Genomic DNA, 23,949 nt, shown 5'->3' on the forward strand with positions numbered 1-23,949 from the left:
TTTATAGTAATTGGGTAAAATACACGTCAAAACGCAGTTTCTTACCCTTTATTTGCATATTTGGTTCTTTACCATCTAAAAAAGGCGCAGATTCTGGACGCTTCACCACCACGCGTTTTGTCGCTAATTTCAGTGCAGGTGCTAACAGTTTATCCGCATCTTCATCCGGTCCCAACATCTGCTGGAAGAGACGCATCTCTTTTTTTACCAGTGCAGATTTTTTCCGGTGTGGGAACATTGGATCTAAATACACTACATCAGGTAGGTTACCTTGCCAATCATTTAGTAGAGTATAGCTAGGTCCATGAAACAACTTCATTCGCTCGGGTAACCACTGGGACAATTCTGTTGACTGGCCTGCGCGATTTAAGCCATCCTCTAACAGGGCAGCAACAACAGGTGAGCGTTCTATCATCTCAACATGGCAACCTAAACTAGCCAACACAAAAGCATCTTTTCCTAGGCCAGCGGTCGCATCTATAACCGAGGGCGCATACGCGCCCTTAACACCAACAGCTTTAGCAATGGATTCTTTTTTTCCGCCACTGTGTAAACGCCTAAAGGTCAACGCATCTGAAGCAAAATCGACAAATACAGCACCTAACTTGGGTTCATCAAGTTGCCGCAATGACAACTGATGGCGCTCCAAAAACAACACCAAGCCCGATGACATAGAAGGTTCTTTTTTTAACCCCCAATTTTTTTCCAAAGCGGCTGCTTTGGCTTGCAAGTCTGCACTTTGCGGATCTGCCAATACCAGACTAAGCGTGTCCATAACGCTCCTTGTGACCTAACCAGCGGTTAATAATAGCTTGTGACTGTGCAGGGTAATTTTCCCACATGTGATTGGCAATGTTTTGCACTTGAGGAATGAGATGTGCGTCGCGGACTAGGTCAGCAATACGCATGTCTGCTAAGCCGGTTTGTTTGGTGCCGAGCAATTCCCCCGGTCCACGAATCTCTAAGTCTTGCTGCGCGATATAAAAACCATCGTGTGACTCACGTAACACACTTAGTCGTTTGCTGGCCGTTTTTGAAAGCGGGCTTTGATACATCAACACACAGTGACTTTCGACTGAGCCTCGCCCGACACGACCTCTGAGTTGATGAAGCTGAGCAAGCCCTAAACGTTCAGGATTTTCGATAATCATCAAACTCGCATTTGGAACATCTACGCCTACCTCTATGACCGTGGTAGCCACTAATAAATCCAAATTACCTTGTTTAAACTCATCCATCATTTGCTGTTTTTCTGCTGACTTTAAACGGCCATGAACCAGCCCAACTGATAACTCAGGTAGTGCTGTGCGAAGCGCAATTGCGGTGTCCTCAGCAGCCTGACATTGCAATACTTCAGACTCATCTATTAGTGTACAGACCCAATAGGTTTGACGTTTGTCTTCAATCGCGGCACGGCGCACTCGCTCAATCACCTCTCCTCTGCGGGTATCAGGCAATACAACAGTCGTAACAGGTGTTCGCCCGGGCGGTAATTCATCGATAATCGATGTATCTAAATCTGCATAAGCTGTCATTGCCAAGGTTCTGGGGATGGGCGTAGCGGTCATAATCAGCTGATGTGGAAATGCCCCTTGTTGTTCGCCTTTTTCACGCAGAGCGAGTCTTTGGTGCACACCAAATCTGTGCTGTTCATCAACGATCACCAATGCCAAATTATGATACTGCACGGCTTCTTGAAACACCGCATGGGTGCCAATCAATAGATCGATTTGTCCGGTTTTTAGCTCTTCAAGTACGGCATCTCGTGCCTTGCCTTTCAGTTTGCCCGCTAACCAGCCAATTCGAATATTTAGTGGCGTGAGCCATTGACTGAAGTTGTTTGCATGCTGTTCTGCCAGTAATTCTGTTGGTGCCATCATGACTGCTTGAAATCCCGCGCCTATGGCCGACAGCGCGGCGAGTGCTGCGACTAAGGTTTTACCGGACCCCACATCACCTTGCACCAAACGCATCATTGGAGAGGGCTGTTGCATGTCGAACTGGATTTCTTCAACAACACGCTGTTGTGCACCTGTGGGCTGAAAAGGCAAGGTTTCCAAGAATCGTTTTATGAGGATATTGTCGGGCTTTATTGCTGTTGTTTGTTGGCGCTTACTTTGATGACGAACTTTTAAAACACTGAGATGGTGTGCCAAAAGCTCCTCAATGATTAATCGGTTTTGTGCAGGATGTTGCCCTTCTTCCAACGACGATAGCACAATATCGGGTGGCGGCCGATGCACTAACTTTAAAGCATCTGACAAACTAATTTGGTTGGCATATAGTTTTTCTGGCAACAGCTCTGCCAATCCACCATTTTTCAGCGATTTAAGCGCCTGTTCAGTCAAATTTCTTAAAGTGATTTGTTTGATGCCTTCGGTCGTTGGGTAAACAGGTGTCAGAGACTCCTCTAATTGAGCAATTCCATTATCTTTAATCACTTTATATTCAGGGTGCATCATTTCCAGCCCATGCTTTCCAGCGCGCACCTCGCCAAACGCGCGGATCTTTGCGCCGATCTCCAGACTGTTTTTCTGCGCAGCTGAAAAATGGAAAAAACGCATGGTCAAGGTCGAAGATTTATCACTGACCCGAACCACTAGCATTCTTTTGCGCCCAAATTGCACATCACACGACATGACTTCACCCTCAATACTTGCATGTAAAAAAGGTTGCAGGTCTGCGATAGGGTAAATGCGAGTTCGATCTTCATAACGAGAGGGTAAGTGGAAGAGAAGATCTTGAACCGTAGCCAACCCGAGCTTTAATAATTTTTCGGCAACTTTACCGCCAACACCTTTAAGTTCGGTGAGCGAAGTTTGGGCAAGTAATTGCATTACGTCCTTGAGTCGTTGGTATGGAAGATTATTTGGCTACACGAGCAGCATAATACAATAACTGCGGCTCTATTCTTACTTTATAGTTTGGATTGGCATATTGAAATTTGATTAACCCGGTGTTGTCGACAATAAATGCCGAAGGTACTGGCAATGCCCGGCGACTCGTCCCTTCAACCGTAACAAGTTCTGCGCCCAGCTCGGACTGATATTTTTGCACCGTACTTTCTGGTAGATAATACGCAAGACCAAATGCACGGGTCGCGACTAACTTGCTGTCGGACAAGCGCACAACATCGAATTCAGAGCTGGTCTGCTGCTCTTTTAAGCGCTTTGGGGAATCTGGTGATATAACAACGATTTGATAACCTAGGTCGAGAATCTGCTGCTCTACTTCTATTAAGCCAGCCATTTGCCGGTTGCAATATGGACACCAGCCACCTCGATAAAAGAGGATGACACTAGGCCGGCTTTCAACGATGTCTAATAGTCTAATGTCTTTGCCAAATGCGGTTTGTACAATGACATCCGGTACAAATTGACCGTTTAAAAGTGGGGAAATATGTTCAGGGGATTCGTTAACACGAGTCCGGTCAAATGCCAATGCACTAGCACAAACCGCTAACGTGCACAGCGTTATTAAAAACAACCTCAATAATAGCTTTTTAACATTTGAATAGACTGAGACGAGCATGTCAGTTCCCACTTTGATAGTGTTATTAGGGTGTGCAATAAACCTTGTACGGCATAAAATGTTCTGCACACCCTAATGTTTACCAAGAATCGGGGCAATTGCCAACTAATTCACTCAATCGACCCAATGCCGAATGCTAATTAGGTTGAAGTTGTATAAAGCCTCACAGACTAAGTTTGGCTGCCTGAAGCAATAGCTCAACGGAAGGCCGCACCTTGTAATTAGGGTTCACATAATTAAATTTAATCAAACCGGTTTTATCAGCAATGAACATTGCTGGGGCGGGTAGCACTGCTCTGTCGCTGCCTGCTTCGTCGGTCAATTGGATATTCCATTTCGATTTGTACCGATCCTTAGTTTCTGCAGGTACATAAAATCCAACGCCAAATCCTCGAATGACGTCAAGACTCTCATCAGATAATAACTGCACAGCAAATTCAGTCTCCAATTTCTGTTCCTGAAGTTTGGCTGGAGACTCAGGAGAAATAGCAAGTACTTGATAGCCCATGTCTATAAGCTCTTGCTCAATGTCTTTCAATCCGGCAAGTTGACGATTGCAATAAGGACACCAACCACCGCGGTAAAACAAAATGATAGAAGGCTTTTGCATGATCATGGCTTGCAAACTTACTGGTGCGCCATCGGCAGTGCGCAATGTGCCTTTAGGCACCATCTGTCCGTTAAGAAGCGGCGTAACATCTTCAGCCGAGTCGGCAATTTGAGTGCGATCCAAAGCAAAAGATTGAAAAGATAAAATGACCAGCAGTGTTGCCAGTGTGTGAAATATATGCATGTAGAAATCCTGGATTTTTAGATAGTTGGCGACCTAGACCTTGCAGAGTGCATTTTGATTTCACTTTATTACTAATATTTCAGAATTCTATGTCTTTCCAGTACTGATTCTATTCCCACGTCATTCCGCAGATGCTCTTTATGCGGAATCTCTTACTAAAGGGCGCAATTCCTTGAGTTGGGCGGTGGAGGTCAGAGATCCCCCACTGCGTGCGCGACAAAGAGCACTCGGGGATGACGTTGTTAATGGTTTAGATGACGGGTTTGATGTTCCTTCTACCACGTCATTCCTCAGATGCTCTTTATGCGGAATCTCTTACTACGGAGTGCAGTCCTTAACGCTCGTCGGAATAGGTCAGAGATCCCCGAAAAGAGCACTCGGGGATGACGTTGTTAAAGGTTTGATGACGGGTTTGATGTACCTTCTACCACGTCATTCCGCAGATGTTCTTTATGCGGAATCTCTTACTACAGAGTGCAGTCCTTAACGCTCGTCGGAATAGGTAAAAGATCCCCGAAAAGAGCACTCGGGGATGACGTTGTTAAAGGTTTGGATAACGGGGTTGACGTTCCTTTTACCACGTCATTCCGCAGATGCTCTTTATGCGGAATCTCTTACTACAGAGTGCAGTCCTTAATGCTCGTCGGAATAGGTAAAAGATCCCCCACTCCGCACGCGACAAAGAGCACTCGGGGATGAATTTATTTATGCTGAATCGCGTGCCACCAATCTTCATCTGCGACAATCTGACCGTTTTCATCGATTTGAGGATAAGGCAGGTTTTTGCGGTCGCACATGTGTCTGAATTTTGGGTAGCCCCCTTCAAATAACATTTTCTGACAGGCTGCTTCGTCGAGTTGCTGTTGATCATACATACCGGCGATCTCCCGCTGACGTTGTGCTTCATAAAGCACTAAGGCTGCTGCAACACTGACGTTCAATGATTGCACCATGCCAACCATTGGAATAACAATATCTTGGTCAGCTAATTCAATGGCTTGCTCCGTAGCGCCATGCTTTTCTTGGCCTAAAATTATCGCAGTTGGCTTGGTATAATCGATTTCACGAAAATCGACCGCCTCATCGGATAAATGCGTGACAAGCACCTGCATATTTTGTGCTTTCAAATGAAACACCGCTTGAGAAATATCCTTATGGGTTTTCATATATACCCAGTTTTGGCTACCCATCGCGGTCCCGCCGCGCAATCGTTCGGTTTCATCGTCCCACACAGCATGTACCTGGTGAACACCAACGGCATCGCAGCTACGCACTACTGCCGAAACATTATGAGACTTATGCACTTGCTCCATGAGTACAGTAAGACTGGTTTGGCGCTTACTCAAAATTTGACGGATTTTGGCGTAACGTTCAGGCGACACAGCTTAAACCTCTGGATTGAAGCCTAACTATCATTCAGGCAATTCCATCACGCCGTCAATTTCAATTTGAGCACCTTTTGGCAACGCTTTGACACCAATCGCTGCTCTTGCTGGGTAAGGTTGCTTGAAATAATCACTCATGATTTCGTTTACAGTCGCGAAATTCGACAGATCGGTTAAGAAGATATTAACTTTAACCAAATCATTGGTACCACCACCAGCGGCTTCGCAAACAGCTGTCACATTTTTAAATACTTGTACTGCTTGCTCGGTAAAATCTTCCGAAACCATTTCCATCGTTTCAGGAACCAACGGGATTTGCCCTGACAGGTAAACGGTTGTGCCTGATTTAACAGCTTGGCTGTAAGTACCAATAGCTTGTGGGGCCCGGTCGGTATGAATAACGGACTTTGACATAATGAATTATCCTAATTTTGTCTGTTTTTACTGTGGCGAGAGACTTTTTGAACTTCTGGCATCGATCTTATCTTGCGCATGACCTTGGCAAGGTGAACTCGATTTTTGGTCGTCAATTCAATGTCGATGTAATAAACGTTACTTTCTTTTTCTTCGGTTTGTAGGCCGATTATATTTGAATCGCAGGATGCTACCGCATTGGTTAATGTCGCCAGCGTACCCTGATGATTAATCAATTCTATTCTCACTGACGCTTTAAACTCTCCCTGGGCTTCGCTATCCCATTGCATCGGCAAAACTCGTTGAGGCTCTTCTTTGCTCAATTTGCGAATATTGCTACAACCCACTTGGTGGATAACCATGCCGCGACCTGGGCTCAAAATTGCGATAATTTCATCATCTGGGATCGGATAACAACATCTTGGATAGGTCACCAATAAGCCTTCCGTGCCTTTAATCGCCACATTGCGATTCTTATCAGGCAATTCTTCTGATTCGCCGAGTAGCCGACGGGCGACAATGGCACTCAATTCGTTTCCTAAGCCAATATCAGAGAGTAGTTCATCAAAGGTGTTGTGTTTAGTTTCGGCGACAACGCGGTCTTTATCTTGTTGCGAGATGTCGTCAAGTTTAACCGCCCCCAAAGCATGGCGCAGCAGGCGATTTCCCATGCTGACAGCTTCTTCTGAGTGCTGCCGTTTAAGATAATGACGAATATTCGCTCTGGCTCTGGCGCTCACCACAAAGTTGAGCCAGTTGGCATTAGGTTTAGCTCGAGGAGAGGTAATAATTTCTACCGTTTGGCCATTTTCCAAAGGTCTGTTCAAAGAATAGTTTCGCCTTTCTACACGCACCCCAACACATGAATTTCCCACATCGGTATGCACTGCGTAGGCAAAATCGACGGGCGTCGCTCCCATCGGCAGCTCGATGATCCGGCCATCTGGGGTAAATACGTAAATTTCATCAGGAAAAAGGTCGGTTTTAACATTTTCAATAAATTCGAAAGATGAGCTGGCGCTTTGTTGTAATTCTAACAGGGACTGCATCCATTTCCGTGCTCGTACTTGCGCCGTAGTGCCTTGTTTTGACTCGCCATCATCTTTGTACAACCAATGCGCAGCAACACCTTTGTCGGCCATTTGGTCCATTTCATGGGTACGAATTTGAATCTCAACAGGAATGCCATGAGGACCAATTAACGAAGTGTGCAATGATTGATAACCATTGGTTCGAGGAATTGCCACATAGTCTTTAAAGCGCCCTTCAATAGGCTTATACAACGCATGCATGGCACCCAAGGCACGGTAACAACTGTCAACAGAATCCACGATCACGCGAAACGCGTAGATGTCCATGACTTCATTGAACATCAGCTCTTTGTTCTTCATTTTTCGATAAATGGAGTAGAGGTGTTTTTCACGGCCAACCACTTCAGCTTCGATATTATTTGCGGCCAAACGGGTTTCGACTTCTTTGCGGGTATTTTCGATGATTTCCTTTCGATTGCCCCTGGCCTGTTTCACCGCACCTTTTAACGCCCGATGACGCATGGGATACATCGCCTGAAACCCCAGATCTTCCAATTCGTTTTTAATGTCGTGAATACCTAAACGGTGGGCAATTGGAGCGTAAATCTCTAAGGTCTCTCGTGCAATACGTCGACGTTTTTCTGGGCGCAGTGACCCTAGGGTTCGCATGTTATGAGTGCGATCGGCCAATTTGATCAGGATAACTCGAATATCCTGCACCATCGCCATCATCATTTTTCGGAAATTTTCGGCCTGAGCTTCTTGTTTACTGCTAAATTGAATTTTGTCGAGCTTTGAAACCCCCTCGACCAACTCACCGACGGTCTCGCCGAACTGTTCAACCAAATCATCTTTGTTGTAATGGGTGTCTTCAATAACGTCATGTAACAAGGCGGCCATGATAGTTTCGTCATCAAGGCGCATATCCGCCAAAATACCGGCCACCGCAACAGGGTGAGTAATGTAGGGATCACCGCTTGAGCGCATCTGACCATCGTGGGCATCTTGCGCCAAAACAAACGCGCGCTGAATCTCTTCTACCGTTTTAGTAGAGAGATAATCGCTTAATTTATTTTTTAGGCCTTCAAAAAGATACACTTATGGTTCGCGTGAATTCCAAATTTGAATTAAGAATACGGGGATTTTTTTAGCTTGTCAGCCGTAAAGTTGATCCCAGGCGAGAATTGCCTGAGATCAAGAAAGGTTTTACTCAGAAATAATGTTTGCGACAGAGGCAAATTCTGCTTGATCTTGTTCGTGTTGGTCACGAATCTCTTCTGCTGCAATTGTAGAAGCGTCAACAAAGCCTTCTTCAATTTCACGCAATGCAATAACGGTTGCTTTATCGTTACCCATAGGTACGTGAGCATCTTTGCCTTCGATTGCAATCTGACGGGCACGCTTGGCTGCTACAAGAACTAAATCAAAACGGTTGCCAATTTTATCTACGGCATCTTCTACTGTTACGCGAGCCATATTTTTCTCCGTGGTCGAGTTTACAAAAGGGTGTTCAAAAAAAGGTCGGCTAGTTTACGTTTTTATTGGCCTCTTGAAAAGATCTTTAGCGATCTGAGTGCGATTTTATTCGTCTAATAAGTTTTCAAACAAATCGTCATGGCGAATGACTTGTTTCTCTTTTCTTAGTCGGCGAGCACTTACTATCGAATCTAGTTCATTTAAAGCCGAATCAAAATCATCGTTTACAATAATAAAATCAAACTCATGATAATGAGAAATTTCAGAAACGGCTTTGTGCATACGTTGCTGAATAACCTCTTCTGAGTCTTGGTTGCGTTGTGTCAGTCGACGGAGCAATTCGCTTTTTGACGGAGGCGCGACAAAAATCGTTGCGGTATCGGGTATCTGAGCTTTAACCTGACGAGCACCTTGCCAATCGATGTCAAGAAATACGTCGATCCCCCGTTGCAGTGTCTCTTCTATGACAACTCTTGATGTACCATAATAATTACCAAATACTTCCGCCCACTCAAAAAACACATCATGTTCGATTAAGGTTTCAAATTCCTCTCTGGAAACAAAATGATAATGCTTACCGTCTTCCTCACCTGGACGAGGTGCGCGAGTGGTGTGCGACACGGAAACCTGCATAGCATTTCCATGCATCGACGACTCACTGTGTCGAGAAAGTAGTGCATTGATTAGGCTTGATTTACCTGCGCCAGAAGGCGCGGCAAGGATAAAAAGATTTCCAGGGGCTAGTGACATAAAAATTTTTCTGAAAAATACTGCTGCAATGATTTTGCAATGTTAGCATATTCTGCAACGATACTTAATTTGTTAAGGCAAAAATCGATATGAATGACAACCAGTACCATCAACTTGTAGATGATGTGTTGATACGCTTGGAAGAAGCATTGGACGACTGTGAAGTAGACATCGATTATGAGTCTGCGGAAGGAATACTGACGTTGATATTCCCCAATACCACTAAAATTATACTTAACAAGCAACCGCCCTTGCACCAAATCTGGGTCGCGACCAAATATAATGGTCATCATTTTAATCTGGAAGGAGATAAATGGATTGACCAGCGCACAGGTGCAGAATTTTGGTCTTTCATTGATGAAGCGGCTAGCAAACAAGCCGGTCAACCTGTTAAGTTATCCTGATTAAAGCCAAGGGAAATTGAGCTATGAGCGACAACCTGTTGCCTTTTGTAGAAGTTAATCCAGATAAACCACACGATGCAGTCGTCATTTGGCTTCACGGCTTAGGAGATTCAGGCAATGGCTTTGCGCCAATTGTTCCAGAACTTAAGCTGCCAAAATCTTTAGCCATTAGGTTTGTGTTCCCTCATGCCCCTGTACGTCCAGTCACAATAAATAATGGAATGCCTATGCGTGCCTGGTATGACATTAAAAGCCTGGACTTCAATCAACGTGCTGACGTTGAAGGTGTGCTCGAATCAGCTGAGCAGGTATCGGCCTTGGTGGACGTAGAAATAGCCAAAGGTGTTCCATCTGAACGCATTTTGCTTGCAGGTTTTTCCCAAGGTGGCGTCATCGCTTTACATTTGGGAACTCGCTTTCCACAAAAACTTGCCGGAATCATGGCACTGTCAACCTACATGAGCCAACCAGAATCCCTGACTGAACAAGCACACAGTGCTAACAAACAAACAGAGATTTTCTGCGCACATGGGCAACAAGACGAGGTTGTTCCCATGTTTCTTGGTCACGCCGCATTTAAAACGTTAGAACAAAACGGCTACCCTGTGCAGTGGCATGAGTACAATATGCAGCACAATGTCTGCCTACAGGAAATTGAGCAAATCTCTTCTTGGATCCAAAAAGTTTTTAGTTAACCAATTGAAATTAATATAGTTTTATATTTGTGATAATTTTGTGATGAAATTTTAATCTAGCTTTCTCGGTTTTGTAGACGATACTTACGAACATGACTTGACTGGAGTGACGATGAAACTTTTTAAAACGTTATTTATTTCTTTTGCATTATTGATGTCCGCATCAGTTTTTGCAGCCGATCCAATTGAAACGGGCACATTCAATAACAAAGCCATTTATGGCTATGACACTGTCGCCTACTTTACCCAAAATAAAGCGGTTAAAGGTGACAAGAAAATTACCACCGAATGGCGCGGCGCTGAATGGCATTTTTCGACTGAAGAGCATAAACAGATGTTCCTTTCAGATCCTGAAAAATACGCCCCTCAATACGGTGGCTATTGTGCATATGCAATGTCTGATGGACGCCTAGTCGGAATTGATGAAGACGCATTCACCATTTTAGATGGCAAACTTTATTTGAATTACAGTAAAAGTGTCATGAACGAATGGCGTTCTAACACTGTGCAATTCATTGAAGAGGCTGATGGTCACTACCCTAAACTTGTTGACCTTTAAAAAGTCTACAATCGATATTTAAAAAGCAGCTTCGGCTGCTTTTTTTGTTTTGGTGGGAGACACCGAGCCAGCAAAACTCTAAAATGTGAAAAAAATCAATCGGAATAGCCATGATCTCACGTGTTATCAGGATCGCGACTCGTAAAAGTGCCCTTGCTCTTTGGCAAGCGGAATACGTCAAAAGCAAACTACTCGCCGCGCACAAGCATATTGATGTGGAACTTGTACCAATGACCACAAAAGGCGACATTATTTTGGACACACCGCTGGCAAAGGTGGGTGGTAAAGGACTATTCATCAAGGAACTTGAAGTGGCAATGCAAAATAATGAAGCGGACATCGCAGTACATTCGATGAAAGATGTGCCTGTAGATTTTCCTGAGGGTTTTGGACTGCACGCAATATGTGAAAGAGAGAATCCACTGGATGCTTTTGTTTCCAATCACTATTCATCACTGAGTGAATTGCCTGAAGGTGCAGTTGTTGGTACATCCAGCTTACGCCGCCAGGTGCAACTCAAACACGCCCGCCCGGACATTCAAATTAAAGATCTTCGTGGCAACGTAAATACGCGGTTGAAAAAGCTGGACGACGGCCAGTATGACGCCATTATTCTGGCATCTGCGGGTTTGATTAGACTGGGCATGCCACAGCGCATTACCCAATCACTACCAAGTGAATTGTCTTTGCCAGCAGTTGGACAAGGCGCGGTGGGGATAGAATGCCGTAATGATGACGCAGAACTCATCGAACTTCTGCAAGCCTTAAATCATTCCACAACAGCCTTGTGTGTTTCAGCAGAAAGAGCACTTAATGCTGAGCTTCAGGGGGGGTGCCAAGTACCCATCGGCAGTTTTTGTGAAATCGACGGTGAAACTATGACGCTAAGAGGTTTGGTGGGCTCTGTTAAAGGTAACGGCATCATTTTCGCGCAACAACAAGGTCCAGCGTCAGCCCCCTTAGCATTGGGAGAAGCAGTGGCACAAGAGCTACTGCAACAAGGCGCAAGCGACTATCTTGCAGAAGCCTATGATTAACAAATTGAAATAGCCATCAATGACTATTTTATTGATGCGGCCCAAAGAAAAAATTGAGATAAGCCATCAGTATATGCAGCAACAAGGGATTGAGACGGTTGGCCTGGCGTTGCAATGTATCAAGCCCGATAAAAGTGCTGCTGATGCATTCGCGGGCGACATGAATACCCTTAGCGAGCCTGAACTAAAAGATCATTTGGTGATCGTTGTTAGTCCCAACGCCGCGAAGGGAATTCGAGATATTGATGGCCTATTTTGCAAACCGTTAAGTTGGTTTGCTGTAGGTAAAAGTACTGCGAATGCACTAGTCGCTACGCAGAACAATTCGCCTACCGTGATAACACCTAGTGAGGAAACATCAGAAGGTTTGCTGTCTTTAGAGCAACTTCAAAAGGTTAATGGAAAGCAAGTTTCATTAATAAAAGGCAAACACGGCAGAACCTTAATTGAGGATACACTTAGAGCGCGCGGGGCAAGGGTAAACCTCTATGAAGTGTATGCCCGAAAACGCTTAACACCGGAGCTATCCACTTCGCCCTGGCGACCAGAGGAAATACAACTTATTGTCGCCACAAGTACTGAAGCCATGCAAATTGCGTGGGATACTTACAAACATAGTTGGTTAATTTCGACACCTTGGTTAGTTGTGAGTCGACGTTTAATGGATTTTGCGGCTAAACTTGGGATAGAGAATGTATTGTGCAGTAACGGTGCCACTGATCAGCAGTTAAGTGACGCAATCAAACAATTTTTGGAGCGCTAAATGACGGAAAAAGATAATCGCACTTCCCACGAGGAAGAAATGAAAGCCCTCGAAAAAGAGAATGCGTCTTATATCGAAGAGAAAGTTGTGGAAAAACAAAAAACCACTGTGGAGGAAAAACAGCCAGCACCGGCCTTTTCAGAATCTGCCAAAAGCAATTCAAACGAGAGTATTCAGCCAGCAAAAACCAAAACCGGAGGGTTATGGTTTGTTAGCTTATTGAACTTCATATTATTGTTGGTTGCAGTCGCTGCCGGATATTGGTTTTGGCAACAGTGGCAAGCGGAACTGCAAAACAAAGATGATTCTGTACTGACTCAACAAAATGCGTTGAATGCACAGAATCGTTTAATCGAAACTCTGCAAGCAGAATCTGCTGCACAAGCGCAAAATTTTCAACGTCAAGTAGAATTGCTTAAAGGACAAATCGATATTGCAGCCGAACAAGCCGCTGCAAACAGTCGGAACCTGGCAGATGTGTCAGGTCGTAGACCGTCTGATTGGCTGCTTGCTGAAGCTGATTATTTGGTCAGAATGGCCGGACGCAAATTGTGGTTAGAAAGTGATGTAAGAACTGCCATCGCCATGCTGCAATCGGCAGACAGTCGATTGCAAGATCTGGCCGATCCTTCGTTACTAAATGTAAGAAGGCTGATTGCCACTGACATTCAAACGCTTCAACAAATAAATCCAACATCCTTAACCTCTGTTGCGCTTGCACTATCTGGCATGGTCGCACAGGTGTCTAATTTACCCTTGTCGCTTCCAGAAGTTGAAGTTCAAGGCCCAGCGGTTGAACAACTGACTGGATTGGAAAGAGTGTTGCGCTACATCACCGACAACTTTAAGTACCAACCTAACTCACAACCCATGAAACCACTGCTTTCAGCCCAACAACAGTGGTTGGCCAGAGAACAGCTTCGGTATGCACTGCTCCAGGCACAAGCCGCAGTGACAAAGGAGCAGGAAACCCTGTTCAGACAGAGTATACAAAATGCAATTGGCATGCTGGTTCAGCATTTTGATTTAGAAGACATCGCTGTTGAGCAATTTATTGGTAGTTTGCAAAATATAGAAAATACACCCGTAGACAAAAACTATCCGCAAACATTAAATGCCGCTCAGCCCCTTCAAGACGTTCTAGAAAATAGGATGCGTAACGTATTTTCTAATGGGAAGTTTGAACTATGAAAAAGATCGTTCTGCTACTTCTCATTATTGCCATCGTTATCACCGGATTAGCGTTAGGGCCGGCATTCGTTGACTACGATGGGTACTTTCTCATTGCATTGGAAAGCGGCACGTATCAGCTTTCTATATTTGGATTTGTTGTTGCTTTGGTGACCCTGTTTTTAGTGTTGTGGCTAAGTATTTTAATTATCAAAAAAATCATTGATGTTTTAGCTGGCTCACAAGATTGGTTATTTGGTTTTAGTCGTCGCCGAAAACAAAAAGCCTTTACTCAAGGCCTTATCTCACTCGCAGAGGGAAACGTTGAAAAAGCGCAGAAATCTTTGAACAAAATTGTTGGTGAAGATTTTGATGGTTTAAATCTGCTTGCACTAGCCGAAGCGGAAACTCAACTAGGAAATAAAAACAGAGCAAGAGAGATTTGGATCTCGGCTGCACAAATACCAGAAACAGCACTTGCTGCGCATTTAAGTATCTGCAAAGATTTCATCTTAGAGAACAAATGTGAGCAAGCACTTACATACATAAATGGATTAGATGACAAGATCCAAGATGAAATTGCGATTATTAAATTGTGGGCGCGATGCTTAGATGAAACTAGCAAATACTCTGTACTTAAACAGAAACTACCAAAATGGAAAAAGGTGTTAGGCAAGGATTATGACTATTGGTCACTCATTGCCTCTAAGGGAGAATTTGCAGAAGTCGCTAGCAAAGACGGTGCAAATCAACTAAAAAGAATGTGGCAATCCTTGCCAAGGAGCACCCGAAAAGAGCCAGGGCAAATCGCAGCCTATGCACAACAATTGATCGATCAAGGCATGCACGAAGACGCACAAATCGTATTAGTTGAATCACAAAAATCGACCCCCAACCCACTTCTTTACGGACTTTATCGCCAGCTTAAAAACGTACAAACCAACAAGGCAATAAAACAACTTGAGTCTTGGTTAAAACACGATGATAAAAATGTCGACATGCTGTCTACATTAGGCCAATTGGCGTACAACTTGGATGACAATTTGTTGGCAGAAAAAGCATTATCTAAAGCCATTAAGTTGTCGAACGAAAAACGTGATGTTTTATTATTAGCTCAGATTAAAGAAGCTCAAAAAGACAATATTCACGCCTTAGAGTTATACAAAAAATCGGCGCTATAGGATTTAGTAAAATTTTTGTATCAATCACTACTTTAACATCGCACCTGCTCTTCTCTATTTTTGTAGTGACTGATACATTATATTACCTAAACATTTGACTTAGTTTACGCTTTTTCTCAAACAAATCCTCCACAAACATTGAAATTAATGTTTTTGTATCGTTTAATACAATAACATTTTGCAATCCAACAGGATTTAAGTAGTGAGCACTACAAATTTAAAAGTTGCACGAGGTCGCCCTAGAAAGCTTGATAGGGAAAATGGATTGGCGGCCTGTTTATTGCTTTTCCAAAAATACGGTTATGAGAATGTGTCAATCGCAGAATTATGTGAAACCTTGAATGTTCCGCCTACCAGCATTTATTCTACTTTCGGAAATAAAGAATCACTCTTTAAACTCGCCTATCAAAAATATGTTAGTAATTTTTTTGAGTCATTAGAAGACACATTATCGAAATCAAAAAATGCCTCTGAGATGTTTAGAAATGTGCTGGAATTTTCATTGGAATTCTACTTGGTTCGCAATCAAAAAATGGGTTGCTTAATGTTACAAGGACAATCTTTTTGTAGAAATGAAAATTTGCGAGTTGAAATATTACATTCAATAGAGAGGCTAAAAGAAACGCTCAAAAATCGATTTATACAACTTGAATCAGAAAACCCGAATGAATTAACAGATGTATTGATCACTCTAATGAATGGTTTTTCTCTATCTACTCAAACGGAAGAGGATGAAGATTCCTTGTATACCTCAATGGAGTTTTTCTGTTCGGCATTTGACTGTTAACAGCATTAGGTGCTTGCCGTTCGTAAAAAAAATCACGGCGTATTTGCAACGCTTAAGATAGTGTTTTGAGAGGATCCAAAGATTTAGGGCATCTAAACAGCTAACTATCAAATAATATTTTTGTTTGTTAGTACTTACTTTACTATATTTTGATTCACGGCATATTCTTATAAAAATAAAAGTGGAAAATGGCTGACAATTCATTAGAATCACCGCACTTCAATCATTGAAGTACGCACCCTTAGCTCAGCTGGATAGAGCGTCGCCCTCCGGAGGCGAAGGTCGCAGGTTCGAATCCTGCAGGGTGCGCCATTTTTTAAATGGTCTAAAGCCGGATTTCCTCTCCGCAAAATTCCTTTTTTAAATATGTGGCAAATGTGTAGTATGAAATGTTCTTGATACTTGCTAATAACCAATAAGGTTTTAACTAAGTTGATCCTCATTGTCGGATGATGGAGCATTCAGCCAATAACAGGGCATGAGATAAAAAAGCTGTACGTTATCCTTTTAGAAAGTTCGTTATTTTGCGCAAGCAAGTCAGTGTGCGCTCGGTTAGTACCTCCCCAACCCCCATATCAAAGAGATCATTCGCTTGCTTAAGAGAAGTATTCAGAGCGGACTCTATCTTGTTATCCAAGTAAGCCATGATGGCAAGTGTTTGATCCTCATCTATCCCCTGCTTTTTGCCGTGCTCTGGCCAGTGCCTCGCCATAATTTCGTTCCATTTGTAGTGTGTATTCTTACTATGGACTTTCATTGCCATCTTTATTTTTTTTGCCTGGATATTTCCTTGCCCGAAATAGGGGTAAGCACTTAACACATCATAAAAGGGCGTTAACCGGTAACCATCCTGATTTAGCGCAATGCTAAAGTTCTTTCCATGCCCATCAACCGCAGCAAGTAACCAAAATACGATTTGCACACGCAAAAATTCGAGTCTATCTTCGTATGCGTTTTTTGAGCCAGACAGAAGCTGCATAACTTGCTGAGAACCTGGGCCACCCTTTTCCTCATACTTTGAACCACTCACTTTCCCTAATGCTTGACAGATATCCTCCTGGGGAAGTCGGAAAATAGTGTCTTCCTCGATTCTGCGATCAAATCGTTCCACCACCAGTACTCTCTGATCCTCAAACTGCGCAATTTCACAATTTGCGACAACCAAACCGAGGTTTTTCATAAACCTCTGGCAGAACCATTCGTTGTCTACACTCGAAGATAAGTCTATTCCCAAGCTTTCATGATGAAGAATGGGCGGCTTGAATATATGCGTGGTTGGCGTTGAGCCATGCGGTCGGCACCAATTTCCTTCCCATAAGGTTAGTGCTGTCTTTTCCTGAGCACCAGCAAGAGAAATTCTGAAGTCATCATCTGAATTCATACCCAACATTTTCTCAAGGCGAGTTTCTCTGATAATTTGTGCGACTCCACCCTCAGACAATTTCGAGAGCGACAGCGCAGGCATTTCTCCTGTTGCAGATTCTTCTGCGAATGTGAGCGCACCCACACAATCTTTTCCAACTTTGGCCAGCAAGTCGAAGGGCTTAGCACTATCTGCACCTAAACGGTCTTTCATATGCTCTCTGATAGCGCTTGTATCCGGCAGTAAGTTGTCAAAATAAGCATGAACAGCATCGCCCAATATCTCTGCTTTTTGCATGGGCAGGCTTAGGGAGATAGCACGGCCGCCCTCTACTTCTAACCACTCTGTGGCGTACTTAAAGCTCATACGCCCTTTTTTTAAATACAACTCACCTACTGGAAATCCGTTCATGGAGCAATAGAGCGTTCGAGTATGTGATTTTCGTCCCATTAGAATCTCAGTGATTTTTTCGCGAGTGAAGTAGTCAGTATGGCCCCTTCATCTTTGGGCAGATTGCTGACCTTAAACTCCAACTCTAATGCCGCACACAGTCTGATGAGCATATCGACCGAGACTTTTTCAGGCTTGGTTTCACAGTTAGAAATATCTCTTTGATATACGCCTATGCGTTTTGCCAAATCGGCTTGAGTCCAGCCCTTGAGCTTTCGACTGTCCCTGATAACGGCGCTTAGGTCTTTCGGCGTGTTAATTTTCATATCAGTCTTTTATACACAAAAATGGATAAAATCACTTTATACTAAAATATGTATAAAGCAAGTTTATACAGATTTTGGCATAAAATTAGAATATACGAAATTTTGTATAAATTGCATTTATGCAGGATTCTATATATGACGATTAAATTGGTCGATAGTGAAGCCACTTCTTTAACCCAAATGTGACCAAGACCGATTTAACCGGCCTTAAGTGGCGATTTTAGACATACGCTAAATAAATCGTAACTTACTGTAATTACTATTTTTATGCGGTTTTCGCCATTTCATCCCTAGCTAAAACATTTCGCTGGGGTGCTGTGAGGAGGCAGAGGTCGCAGGTTCGAATCCTGCAGGGTGCGCCATTTATTTCAATCTTGACTGTTGCTATTGTCTAAAACTAGATTTTCTACGCGTATTGAATCACCACTAATTTCCTAGATACACCCGAATTAAATATATTTACCGTTTCACTCTGCCACTAAGATTTTGGGCGACTTTTTTGAAATGGCTTTGATTCTAGCTAGATCTCCCTAATCTCATATGATTCAACTCGACTGTTTTTTAGCCAGTGTGTGTTGAAGCGTTCCCGTGATGTGAAAACCACAGCGGCAATCCACCAAAATTAGGAAACATTCAGAATTATGCATTCAAAATAGTTTGCTTTAAAAATTATCTTGGCCCTATGCTAACCTTGAACATACGCAGAGAATGATGTGGCTGCATCGCAAGCGAGGCTGATTAAAACTATGAAAACACTGATTCGGTATTCTCATACCTTGACGACTTTTTGCGTTTTGTCGTTACTTTCATGGGGTTCAACTGCAAGGCAACAAGATCCTACTGATATTCTTGTTAGCGAAATTCAAACACACTCTTATGGCATTCAGTCAAAGGAGAATCGATTTGGTGGCAAAGGCTATGATTGGTTGCAAGCAAACGCGGCGAGCGCCCAATATTTTTTAATTGGTGAAGAGCACGGAATTGCAGAAAATCCATTGTTGGCAGCCCAGCTATTTGAATCTTTAGTCATTAAGGGATACCAGCATTTGGCGATCGAAGTATCTCCGCCAATGGCAAAACATTTAGACAACACCCTGAAGAATGGCGGTATCAATGCACTTAAAGATTCATTCTCACTAGGCACTGAACCGGCTTTTTTTGGAATGGCAGAAGAAGCACTGATGCTATCGAAAATTCGCAATGCATCACTTAAACCTAACGCATTTTGGGGGCTAGATTATGAAGTAGCGGGTGACAAAGTATTGTTAAAAAGGCTGGCTGAACTGCCCAAACCAGAGCCCGTCAAACCATATGTTGCTAAATTGGTCGCTGCGTCGCAACACGCATGGCAAAAATACATGGAAACAAAGGGGCCACAATATATTTTCAGTTTTTCCGGCCAACCACAATTGGTTAAAAATGTAATGGATCATTGGCCAAATCCTCCACAAGAAGCAACGCAAATACTCAAAACATTGTACGAAACACTCGCAATTAATAGTCTTTGGGTGTCAGGAGAAGGTTATTTGTCGAATCAACGAAGAGCGCAGCTTTTTCGAGACAACTTTGCAGAGTACTGGCGCCAGGCACCTGATGCTAAAGTGATGATTAAATTGGGAGCGTCACATGTAATGCGCGGTTTAAATATAAATAATACTTATGATGTAGGCAATTTGATCCCAGAACTTGCGACGATTAACGGCTCTAATACTTTTAGTATGTTGGTATTACCGGGAAAGGACAGTCATGTAGCAGTACTTGACCCAACACATTGGCGCTACCGCAGCGCACCAGCGAAAGATGGATATACAAAAGGCTTGGAGCTTTTCTACACAAACATTCTTCCAAAGGGTTTCACGGTATTTGATCTAACCCCACTCAGGAAAGTTGTGTTTGCTAAGCAATACTCGGAGCTTGAATCGATTCGGAACCTCGTCATGCGCTTTGATGCACTATTGATCATGACCGGCTCCACGCCAAGTGCCCAATGGGTAGAGCACTAGGCTGGTCAGCGTTCGAGCTTAAAAACTCTTTGAGAAACACAACCGGTAATCTTGATCATCCGCCGCATCGGAAATTCCTTCAAAGATCGCAAATTGATATTTGATATCTTGCCGCTAATGACTGGATCTATTTGATGCTTTTGGTCATCCCAAGAACCCATGTTGGATATTCGGCCATAGTCACTGACACCAGACAAATAGATTCTTCCAAACAGCTGCATTGCGAATTGTAGAAACTAAATACAAAACTATCTCCAAATTTGCTCTCCATTCGTCCCCCTCTCTTTTTGAGGAATAGCCATATTTTATTTTCATAAATATCAATAAGTTACGAACAATCAAAATCTCGACAGTAAGTTGGTACGTATAAATGTCATTATTAGCTAGCGCTATGGGCGTAACGCCGTAGCGTCTTTCATGATTAACAAAAAGCAAAAAGGAGAAATTATGCCTACCACTAAACCGACAGCGGGTTCGCAATTTCCACCCGTTTTGGTAAGAACCGAAGATAACCGCGAAGTGATGCTAGTTGAGGTCAAAAGCGATCCAGCCGAGAGTAAAAGAAATTCACACGAGTGGACTATGGTGGTAGTTTACAGAGGACAACATTGTCCTTTGTGTACAAACTTTTTGAACGCACTAGAGACTATGTCTGGAAGTTTCATGGGTATCAAGGTCAATATAATCGCTGTCTCTGCAGACTCAGCCGAACAGCTTAAAAAGAATAAGGAAAACGATTTAGTCGTGTCTTTCCCCGTCTTTCATAGTCTGCAATTAGATGATATGCGAAATCTCGGGCTGTACATCTCGAAGCCCCGGAATGAAAACGAAACGGATCATCCTTTCGCCGAGCCCGGATTGTTTGTGTTAAACGAGAAAAACCAGATCCAGTTAGTGGATATTTCCAACGGTCCCTTTACAAGGCCAAATATTGATCAATTATACCAAGGGCTGAAATTCGTTCGTGAAAATGGGTATCCGATTCGCGGAACGTTTACAGAGTGATCAACCGAAAATGCATGAAGTCCGCCTGTAAATTGGACTTTTCCGCGTTATAGGGGTCTGGCAAGGGCCCCTCTATACTCTGTTGATTTCAATGAGAGCTCCTGTGATCTTGAGAGGGTCAATAAATCTACAGCAAGCACCCTAAAAATAAGTCAAAGTGCAATTTACGCTGGAAACGCAGTGTGCGCTCAAACACCAACACTATCTGCTCTACAATCGTTGAAAGCTTCTTATTTACAGATCAGATAGACAGTAACGATAATCGCCAATGACATCAACGCGTTGATAAAATAGTACGTATAAGTAATGACTGGATTGATTTTAAATATATCAATGCTACCCACTGACAAACCAAGGGATTCAGACAATGCCTGTAATCGCCTATGACATAGGTTTATTTTATTTACATGCATTCGTACCCAAAATATCTTGAAAATTGCAAGGATACCAAAGGCAAATGCGGTTGCTGGCAATACAGTCTTCGCATTTGAATGGATAAATACTTGTGCGGTTTCGGCGGTGAGCAGCCAACCAATAATAATGATCATGGCAGCAGCTGTATTGAACTGGTATTCCGGTAACGTTTTCAATAAGTTCTCTGCTTGCGAGTAGATAATATCGAATTCTTTTTGCTTCGTAGTTTCCATGCCCATTGCCATTTTACTCGTCGAAGTTTCATATTACGCTGCTAAAGGGTTAGCCTCTAGTATTGTAGATATTTTGATATCAGTCATTATTGGATGTGAAATCTTCTTCGCAGAGAAAGCACAACTCCTAAGTAAATGATAGAGAGCTTGTTGTGTGCAAATAGGCTTGGTTGTGCTCAATCCACACAAAAGCATTTTGATCAAACTTGCGAGCAAGATTATTAGCACAATCAAAATCAAGACCTAAAATGAGAAAGCTTTCCTCATCGGGCCATTCACCTCGTGGGTCAATATTGCGGCCACTGAAAAATTCGAAACCGTGTTTTTTGATTAGTGTCATTAATTGCTCTTGGCGAGCGAGGTTTTCGATTCTTGTATGTAAGTAACTGTTAGGATTAAATGCTGTGATTATTGCGGCATGGTCAGCATTGCTAGAGCGCATCACTAAATCCAATTGTTTATTGGGAGTGTTTATTTTGAGCGATATTGGCGGTGAGCTCTCGATTTTATAGATTGCTCCCATGTATGCGGTAATCAAAGAATCTGACAATCTATTAGTCACGCTAATCTCATTTATTCACGTCTTCTAACTTCTGGACTGATCGTTGTGTAAAGGCTCTGCTATTCACCTTTGATTTTAACTAATTATGCTCTACGTTTAATGACAATAGCAGATCGCAAATATTTTACATAAGGAAGCAGATCATGACGACATTGGTACTGTGTTTTGATGGAACCTGGAACAACATGGAGCAGGAAGACAATGGCAATATAGCCCCAACTAATGTCGTCAAGTTCTACCACTCGCTGAGTGATAAAGATAGTGAAGGAAATCCTATCAAAAAATTCTATCACCCTGGCCTTGGTGGTGAAGATATTGGATTGAAGGCAAAAATTGTCGACGGTGCTATGGGAGCCAGTATTGGTGATCATATCTCCACTGGCTTTAAGTGGATTTGCGATAACTATCAAAGCGGTGATCAAATTTGCATAGTCGGTTTCAGCCGTGGTGCATTCACTGCTCGTTCGCTAGCTGGGATGCTAAGCGCAGGTGTAATGAAAACCAGCGCATTGTCAGTGGAACAAACCTGGAAACAGATTAAATCTCTTTACGCGCTTTATACTAAAGGCAAATTGAACGAGGCCCCTACTGATTGGTTTGTGACCGATAGCAGTAGCATACAGTTTTTGGGCGTGTGGGACACGGTTGGCGCCTTGGGCGTTCCCAATGAATTTGGTTTGCTCAATATTTTTGATAATAAAAAGAAGTGGCAGTTTCACAATACCGCATTGGGTGACCATGTCAAAGTTGCCCGGCACGCAATGGCCATGGATGAGATCCGAAGCAGTTTTACCGTCACGCAATGGAGTAATGCTCATACCCATGCGGATGCTAAGCAGATTTGGTTTCCAGGTGTTCATTCTGACGTGGGTGGTGGCTACGAGGATTGTGAATTATCCGATTTAGCGCTTGCCTGGATGATCGAAGAAGGAGCTGGGGCTAGCTTACAATTTAGAAATGAAGTGGCTGTCTCAGGTGATGCCAATGGCAGCCTGCACAATTCTTACAAAGGGATTTTTGCAAAAATGCGCTCACGTCCCCGAAATGTGCCTGAAGTGTCTCCTGCAAATAGTCATTTGTTCCACCCTTCAGTTTTTGCACGTCAGGCTAATAATCCGATTAAATATGGTCCTTATTGGCCTACTACTCACTTAGAGATTGGTGAATTCACTGAAATCGAAATATTTGCAAAACATAAATGGAATGCAATGAATTTGTTCTTATCTCAAGGAGAAGAATACGAGTTTAGCAGCCGAGGAGAGTGGGTGGACAAAACCGACAGTTGCGATTGGCGCGGAACTGAACGAGATGATTACACCATTGGCGATGCAGTAAGGTCTGCAGCATCATTTTTTGGTAAGTTTGAGGGGCTCTTTAATTCAGCAACGAATAACAAGGAATATGACATACCTTTCACCAAACGTCTGGAAAAAATAGACTGGTTCGCGGCAGTAGGCTGTATTGCCAATGACAGCGGAGTGAAGCGCGCCGCAGGTAACGATGGTAGCCCAACACCTCATAAATATTTTGCCATGGCTGACCATCAACAAAACAAATCTTTTAGAGTTGATAACTCTGGATATTTGTACGCGTTTGCAAACGACGGTTGGGCGTTTTATGACAATAATAAAGGCAGCGTATTAATCACTGTTAAACGTGTTGCGTGAGTCGATTATT

At 43.2% G+C, this 23,949-nt stretch carries 24 protein-coding genes and 1 tRNA gene; 12 read left to right on the top strand and 13 right to left on the bottom strand.

Going from position 1 to position 23,949, the window contains the following annotated elements:
• Position 1: 1 nt before the first annotated feature.
• From FM019_RS01830 to gmk, 9 genes are all read right to left on the bottom strand, one after another.
• On the bottom strand, positions 2 to 775 hold the full coding sequence (locus tag FM019_RS01830; protein ID WP_143834178.1) for a class I SAM-dependent methyltransferase: 774 nt from the start codon (positions 773 to 775) through the stop codon (positions 2 to 4).
• Positions 762 to 2,837, bottom strand: a complete 2,076-nt coding sequence (gene recG, locus FM019_RS01835; protein WP_143834179.1) for an ATP-dependent DNA helicase RecG — start codon at positions 2,835 to 2,837, stop codon at positions 762 to 764. The genes FM019_RS01830 and recG overlap by 14 nt, the downstream gene beginning before the upstream one ends.
• 28 nt (positions 2,838 to 2,865) lie before the next feature.
• A complete protein-coding gene (locus FM019_RS01840) occupies positions 2,866 to 3,531 on the bottom strand; it encodes a peroxiredoxin-like family protein (RefSeq protein ID WP_143834180.1) in 666 nt (221 codons plus the stop codon).
• Between the two features lie 163 nt (positions 3,532 to 3,694).
• Entirely contained in the window at positions 3,695 to 4,324 is a 630-nt protein-coding gene (locus tag FM019_RS01845; protein ID WP_143834181.1) for a peroxiredoxin-like family protein, read from the bottom strand.
• 701 nt (positions 4,325 to 5,025) lie between these two features.
• Positions 5,026 to 5,706 carry a tRNA (guanosine(18)-2'-O)-methyltransferase TrmH gene (gene trmH / locus FM019_RS01850; protein ID WP_143834182.1) on the bottom strand — a complete coding sequence of 227 codons (681 nt, stop codon included), beginning with the start codon at positions 5,704 to 5,706 and terminating at the stop codon, positions 5,026 to 5,028.
• Between the two features lie 30 nt (positions 5,707 to 5,736).
• Positions 5,737 to 6,123, bottom strand: coding sequence for a RidA family protein (locus tag FM019_RS01855; protein WP_143834183.1), 387 nt, complete (start codon positions 6,121 to 6,123; stop codon positions 5,737 to 5,739).
• Positions 6,124 to 6,134: 11 nt separating this feature from the next.
• The gene (gene spoT / locus FM019_RS01860; RefSeq protein WP_143834184.1) at positions 6,135 to 8,252 is read right to left on the bottom strand and encodes a bifunctional GTP diphosphokinase/guanosine-3',5'-bis pyrophosphate 3'-pyrophosphohydrolase; all 2,118 of its coding nucleotides are present in this window, start codon (positions 8,250 to 8,252) and stop codon (positions 6,135 to 6,137) included.
• Between the two features lie 108 nt (positions 8,253 to 8,360).
• Positions 8,361 to 8,630, bottom strand: coding sequence for a DNA-directed RNA polymerase subunit omega (gene rpoZ / locus FM019_RS01865; RefSeq protein WP_143834185.1), 270 nt, complete (start codon positions 8,628 to 8,630; stop codon positions 8,361 to 8,363).
• A gap of 105 nt (positions 8,631 to 8,735) precedes the next feature.
• Positions 8,736 to 9,380 carry a guanylate kinase gene (gene gmk / locus FM019_RS01870; RefSeq protein ID WP_143834186.1) on the bottom strand — a complete coding sequence of 215 codons (645 nt, stop codon included), beginning with the start codon at positions 9,378 to 9,380 and terminating at the stop codon, positions 8,736 to 8,738.
• A gap of 89 nt (positions 9,381 to 9,469) precedes the next feature.
• On the opposite strand from gmk, the gene cyaY reads away from it, so the two are divergent.
• From cyaY to FM019_RS01915, 9 genes are all read left to right on the top strand, one after another.
• Positions 9,470 to 9,784, top strand: a complete 315-nt coding sequence (gene cyaY, locus FM019_RS01875; RefSeq protein ID WP_143834187.1) for an iron donor protein CyaY — start codon at positions 9,470 to 9,472, stop codon at positions 9,782 to 9,784.
• A gap of 23 nt (positions 9,785 to 9,807) precedes the next feature.
• Positions 9,808 to 10,479 (top strand): alpha/beta hydrolase, encoded by a 672-nt coding sequence (locus tag FM019_RS01880; protein WP_143834188.1) that lies wholly within the window; start codon positions 9,808 to 9,810, stop codon positions 10,477 to 10,479.
• A 112-nt stretch (positions 10,480 to 10,591) separates the two neighbouring features.
• On the top strand, positions 10,592 to 11,038 hold the full coding sequence (locus FM019_RS01885) for a YHS domain-containing (seleno)protein (RefSeq protein WP_143834189.1): 447 nt from the start codon (positions 10,592 to 10,594) through the stop codon (positions 11,036 to 11,038).
• Positions 11,039 to 11,148: 110 nt separating this feature from the next.
• Positions 11,149 to 12,075, top strand: a complete 927-nt coding sequence (hemC, locus tag FM019_RS01890) for a hydroxymethylbilane synthase (RefSeq protein ID WP_143834190.1) — start codon at positions 11,149 to 11,151, stop codon at positions 12,073 to 12,075.
• 19 nt (positions 12,076 to 12,094) lie between these two features.
• Positions 12,095 to 12,838, top strand: a complete 744-nt coding sequence (locus FM019_RS01895; protein ID WP_143834191.1) for a uroporphyrinogen-III synthase — start codon at positions 12,095 to 12,097, stop codon at positions 12,836 to 12,838.
• Positions 12,839 to 14,029 (top strand): uroporphyrinogen-III C-methyltransferase, encoded by a 1,191-nt coding sequence (locus FM019_RS01900; RefSeq protein ID WP_143834192.1) that lies wholly within the window; start codon positions 12,839 to 12,841, stop codon positions 14,027 to 14,029. It begins immediately after the preceding gene.
• Complete coding sequence (locus FM019_RS01905) at positions 14,026 to 15,189, top strand: heme biosynthesis HemY N-terminal domain-containing protein (protein ID WP_143834193.1); 1,164 nt, start codon at positions 14,026 to 14,028, stop codon at positions 15,187 to 15,189. The genes FM019_RS01900 and FM019_RS01905 overlap by 4 nt, the downstream gene beginning before the upstream one ends.
• A gap of 202 nt (positions 15,190 to 15,391) precedes the next feature.
• On the top strand, positions 15,392 to 15,976 hold the full coding sequence (locus FM019_RS01910; RefSeq protein ID WP_143834194.1) for a TetR/AcrR family transcriptional regulator: 585 nt from the start codon (positions 15,392 to 15,394) through the stop codon (positions 15,974 to 15,976).
• Positions 15,977 to 16,211: 235 nt separating this feature from the next.
• Positions 16,212 to 16,288: transfer RNA gene (locus tag FM019_RS01915), tRNA-Arg, on the top strand.
• 187 nt (positions 16,289 to 16,475) lie between these two features.
• Here the strand turns inward: FM019_RS01915 and FM019_RS01920 are convergent.
• Positions 16,476 to 17,789, bottom strand: a complete 1,314-nt coding sequence (locus FM019_RS01920) for a type II toxin-antitoxin system HipA family toxin (protein ID WP_143834195.1) — start codon at positions 17,787 to 17,789, stop codon at positions 16,476 to 16,478.
• Positions 17,789 to 18,055: a helix-turn-helix domain-containing protein gene (locus tag FM019_RS01925; protein ID WP_143834196.1), complete on the bottom strand. Its 267-nt coding sequence runs from the start codon at positions 18,053 to 18,055 to the stop codon at positions 17,789 to 17,791. Before FM019_RS01925 ends, FM019_RS01920 begins: the two co-directional genes overlap by 1 nt.
• A 746-nt stretch (positions 18,056 to 18,801) precedes the next feature.
• On the opposite strand from FM019_RS01925, the gene FM019_RS01930 reads away from it, so the two are divergent.
• Both FM019_RS01930 and FM019_RS01935 read left to right on the top strand, forming a co-directional pair.
• Positions 18,802 to 20,058: a hypothetical protein gene (locus FM019_RS01930; RefSeq protein ID WP_143834197.1), complete on the top strand. Its 1,257-nt coding sequence runs from the start codon at positions 18,802 to 18,804 to the stop codon at positions 20,056 to 20,058.
• A gap of 447 nt (positions 20,059 to 20,505) precedes the next feature.
• Positions 20,506 to 21,063 carry a redoxin domain-containing protein gene (locus FM019_RS01935; protein ID WP_143834198.1) on the top strand — a complete coding sequence of 186 codons (558 nt, stop codon included), beginning with the start codon at positions 20,506 to 20,508 and terminating at the stop codon, positions 21,061 to 21,063.
• Between the two features lie 230 nt (positions 21,064 to 21,293).
• Here the strand turns inward: FM019_RS01935 and FM019_RS01940 are convergent, their stop codons facing one another.
• The gene (locus tag FM019_RS01940; protein ID WP_143834199.1) at positions 21,294 to 21,710 is read right to left on the bottom strand and encodes a hypothetical protein; all 417 of its coding nucleotides are present in this window, start codon (positions 21,708 to 21,710) and stop codon (positions 21,294 to 21,296) included.
• A 127-nt stretch (positions 21,711 to 21,837) separates the two neighbouring features.
• Positions 21,838 to 22,272 carry a DUF3293 domain-containing protein gene (locus tag FM019_RS01945; RefSeq protein ID WP_143834200.1) on the bottom strand — a complete coding sequence of 145 codons (435 nt, stop codon included), beginning with the start codon at positions 22,270 to 22,272 and terminating at the stop codon, positions 21,838 to 21,840.
• A gap of 143 nt (positions 22,273 to 22,415) precedes the next feature.
• Here FM019_RS01945 and FM019_RS01950 point away from each other — a divergent pair, with 143 nt between their 5' ends.
• Entirely contained in the window at positions 22,416 to 23,939 is a 1,524-nt protein-coding gene (locus tag FM019_RS01950; protein WP_143834201.1) for a DUF2235 domain-containing protein, read from the top strand.
• The last annotated feature ends 10 nt before the right edge of the window (positions 23,940 to 23,949 follow it).

It is taken from the genome of Aliiglaciecola sp. M165, assembly GCF_007197995.1.
Taxonomy (GTDB): domain Bacteria; phylum Pseudomonadota; class Gammaproteobacteria; order Enterobacterales; family Alteromonadaceae; genus Aliiglaciecola.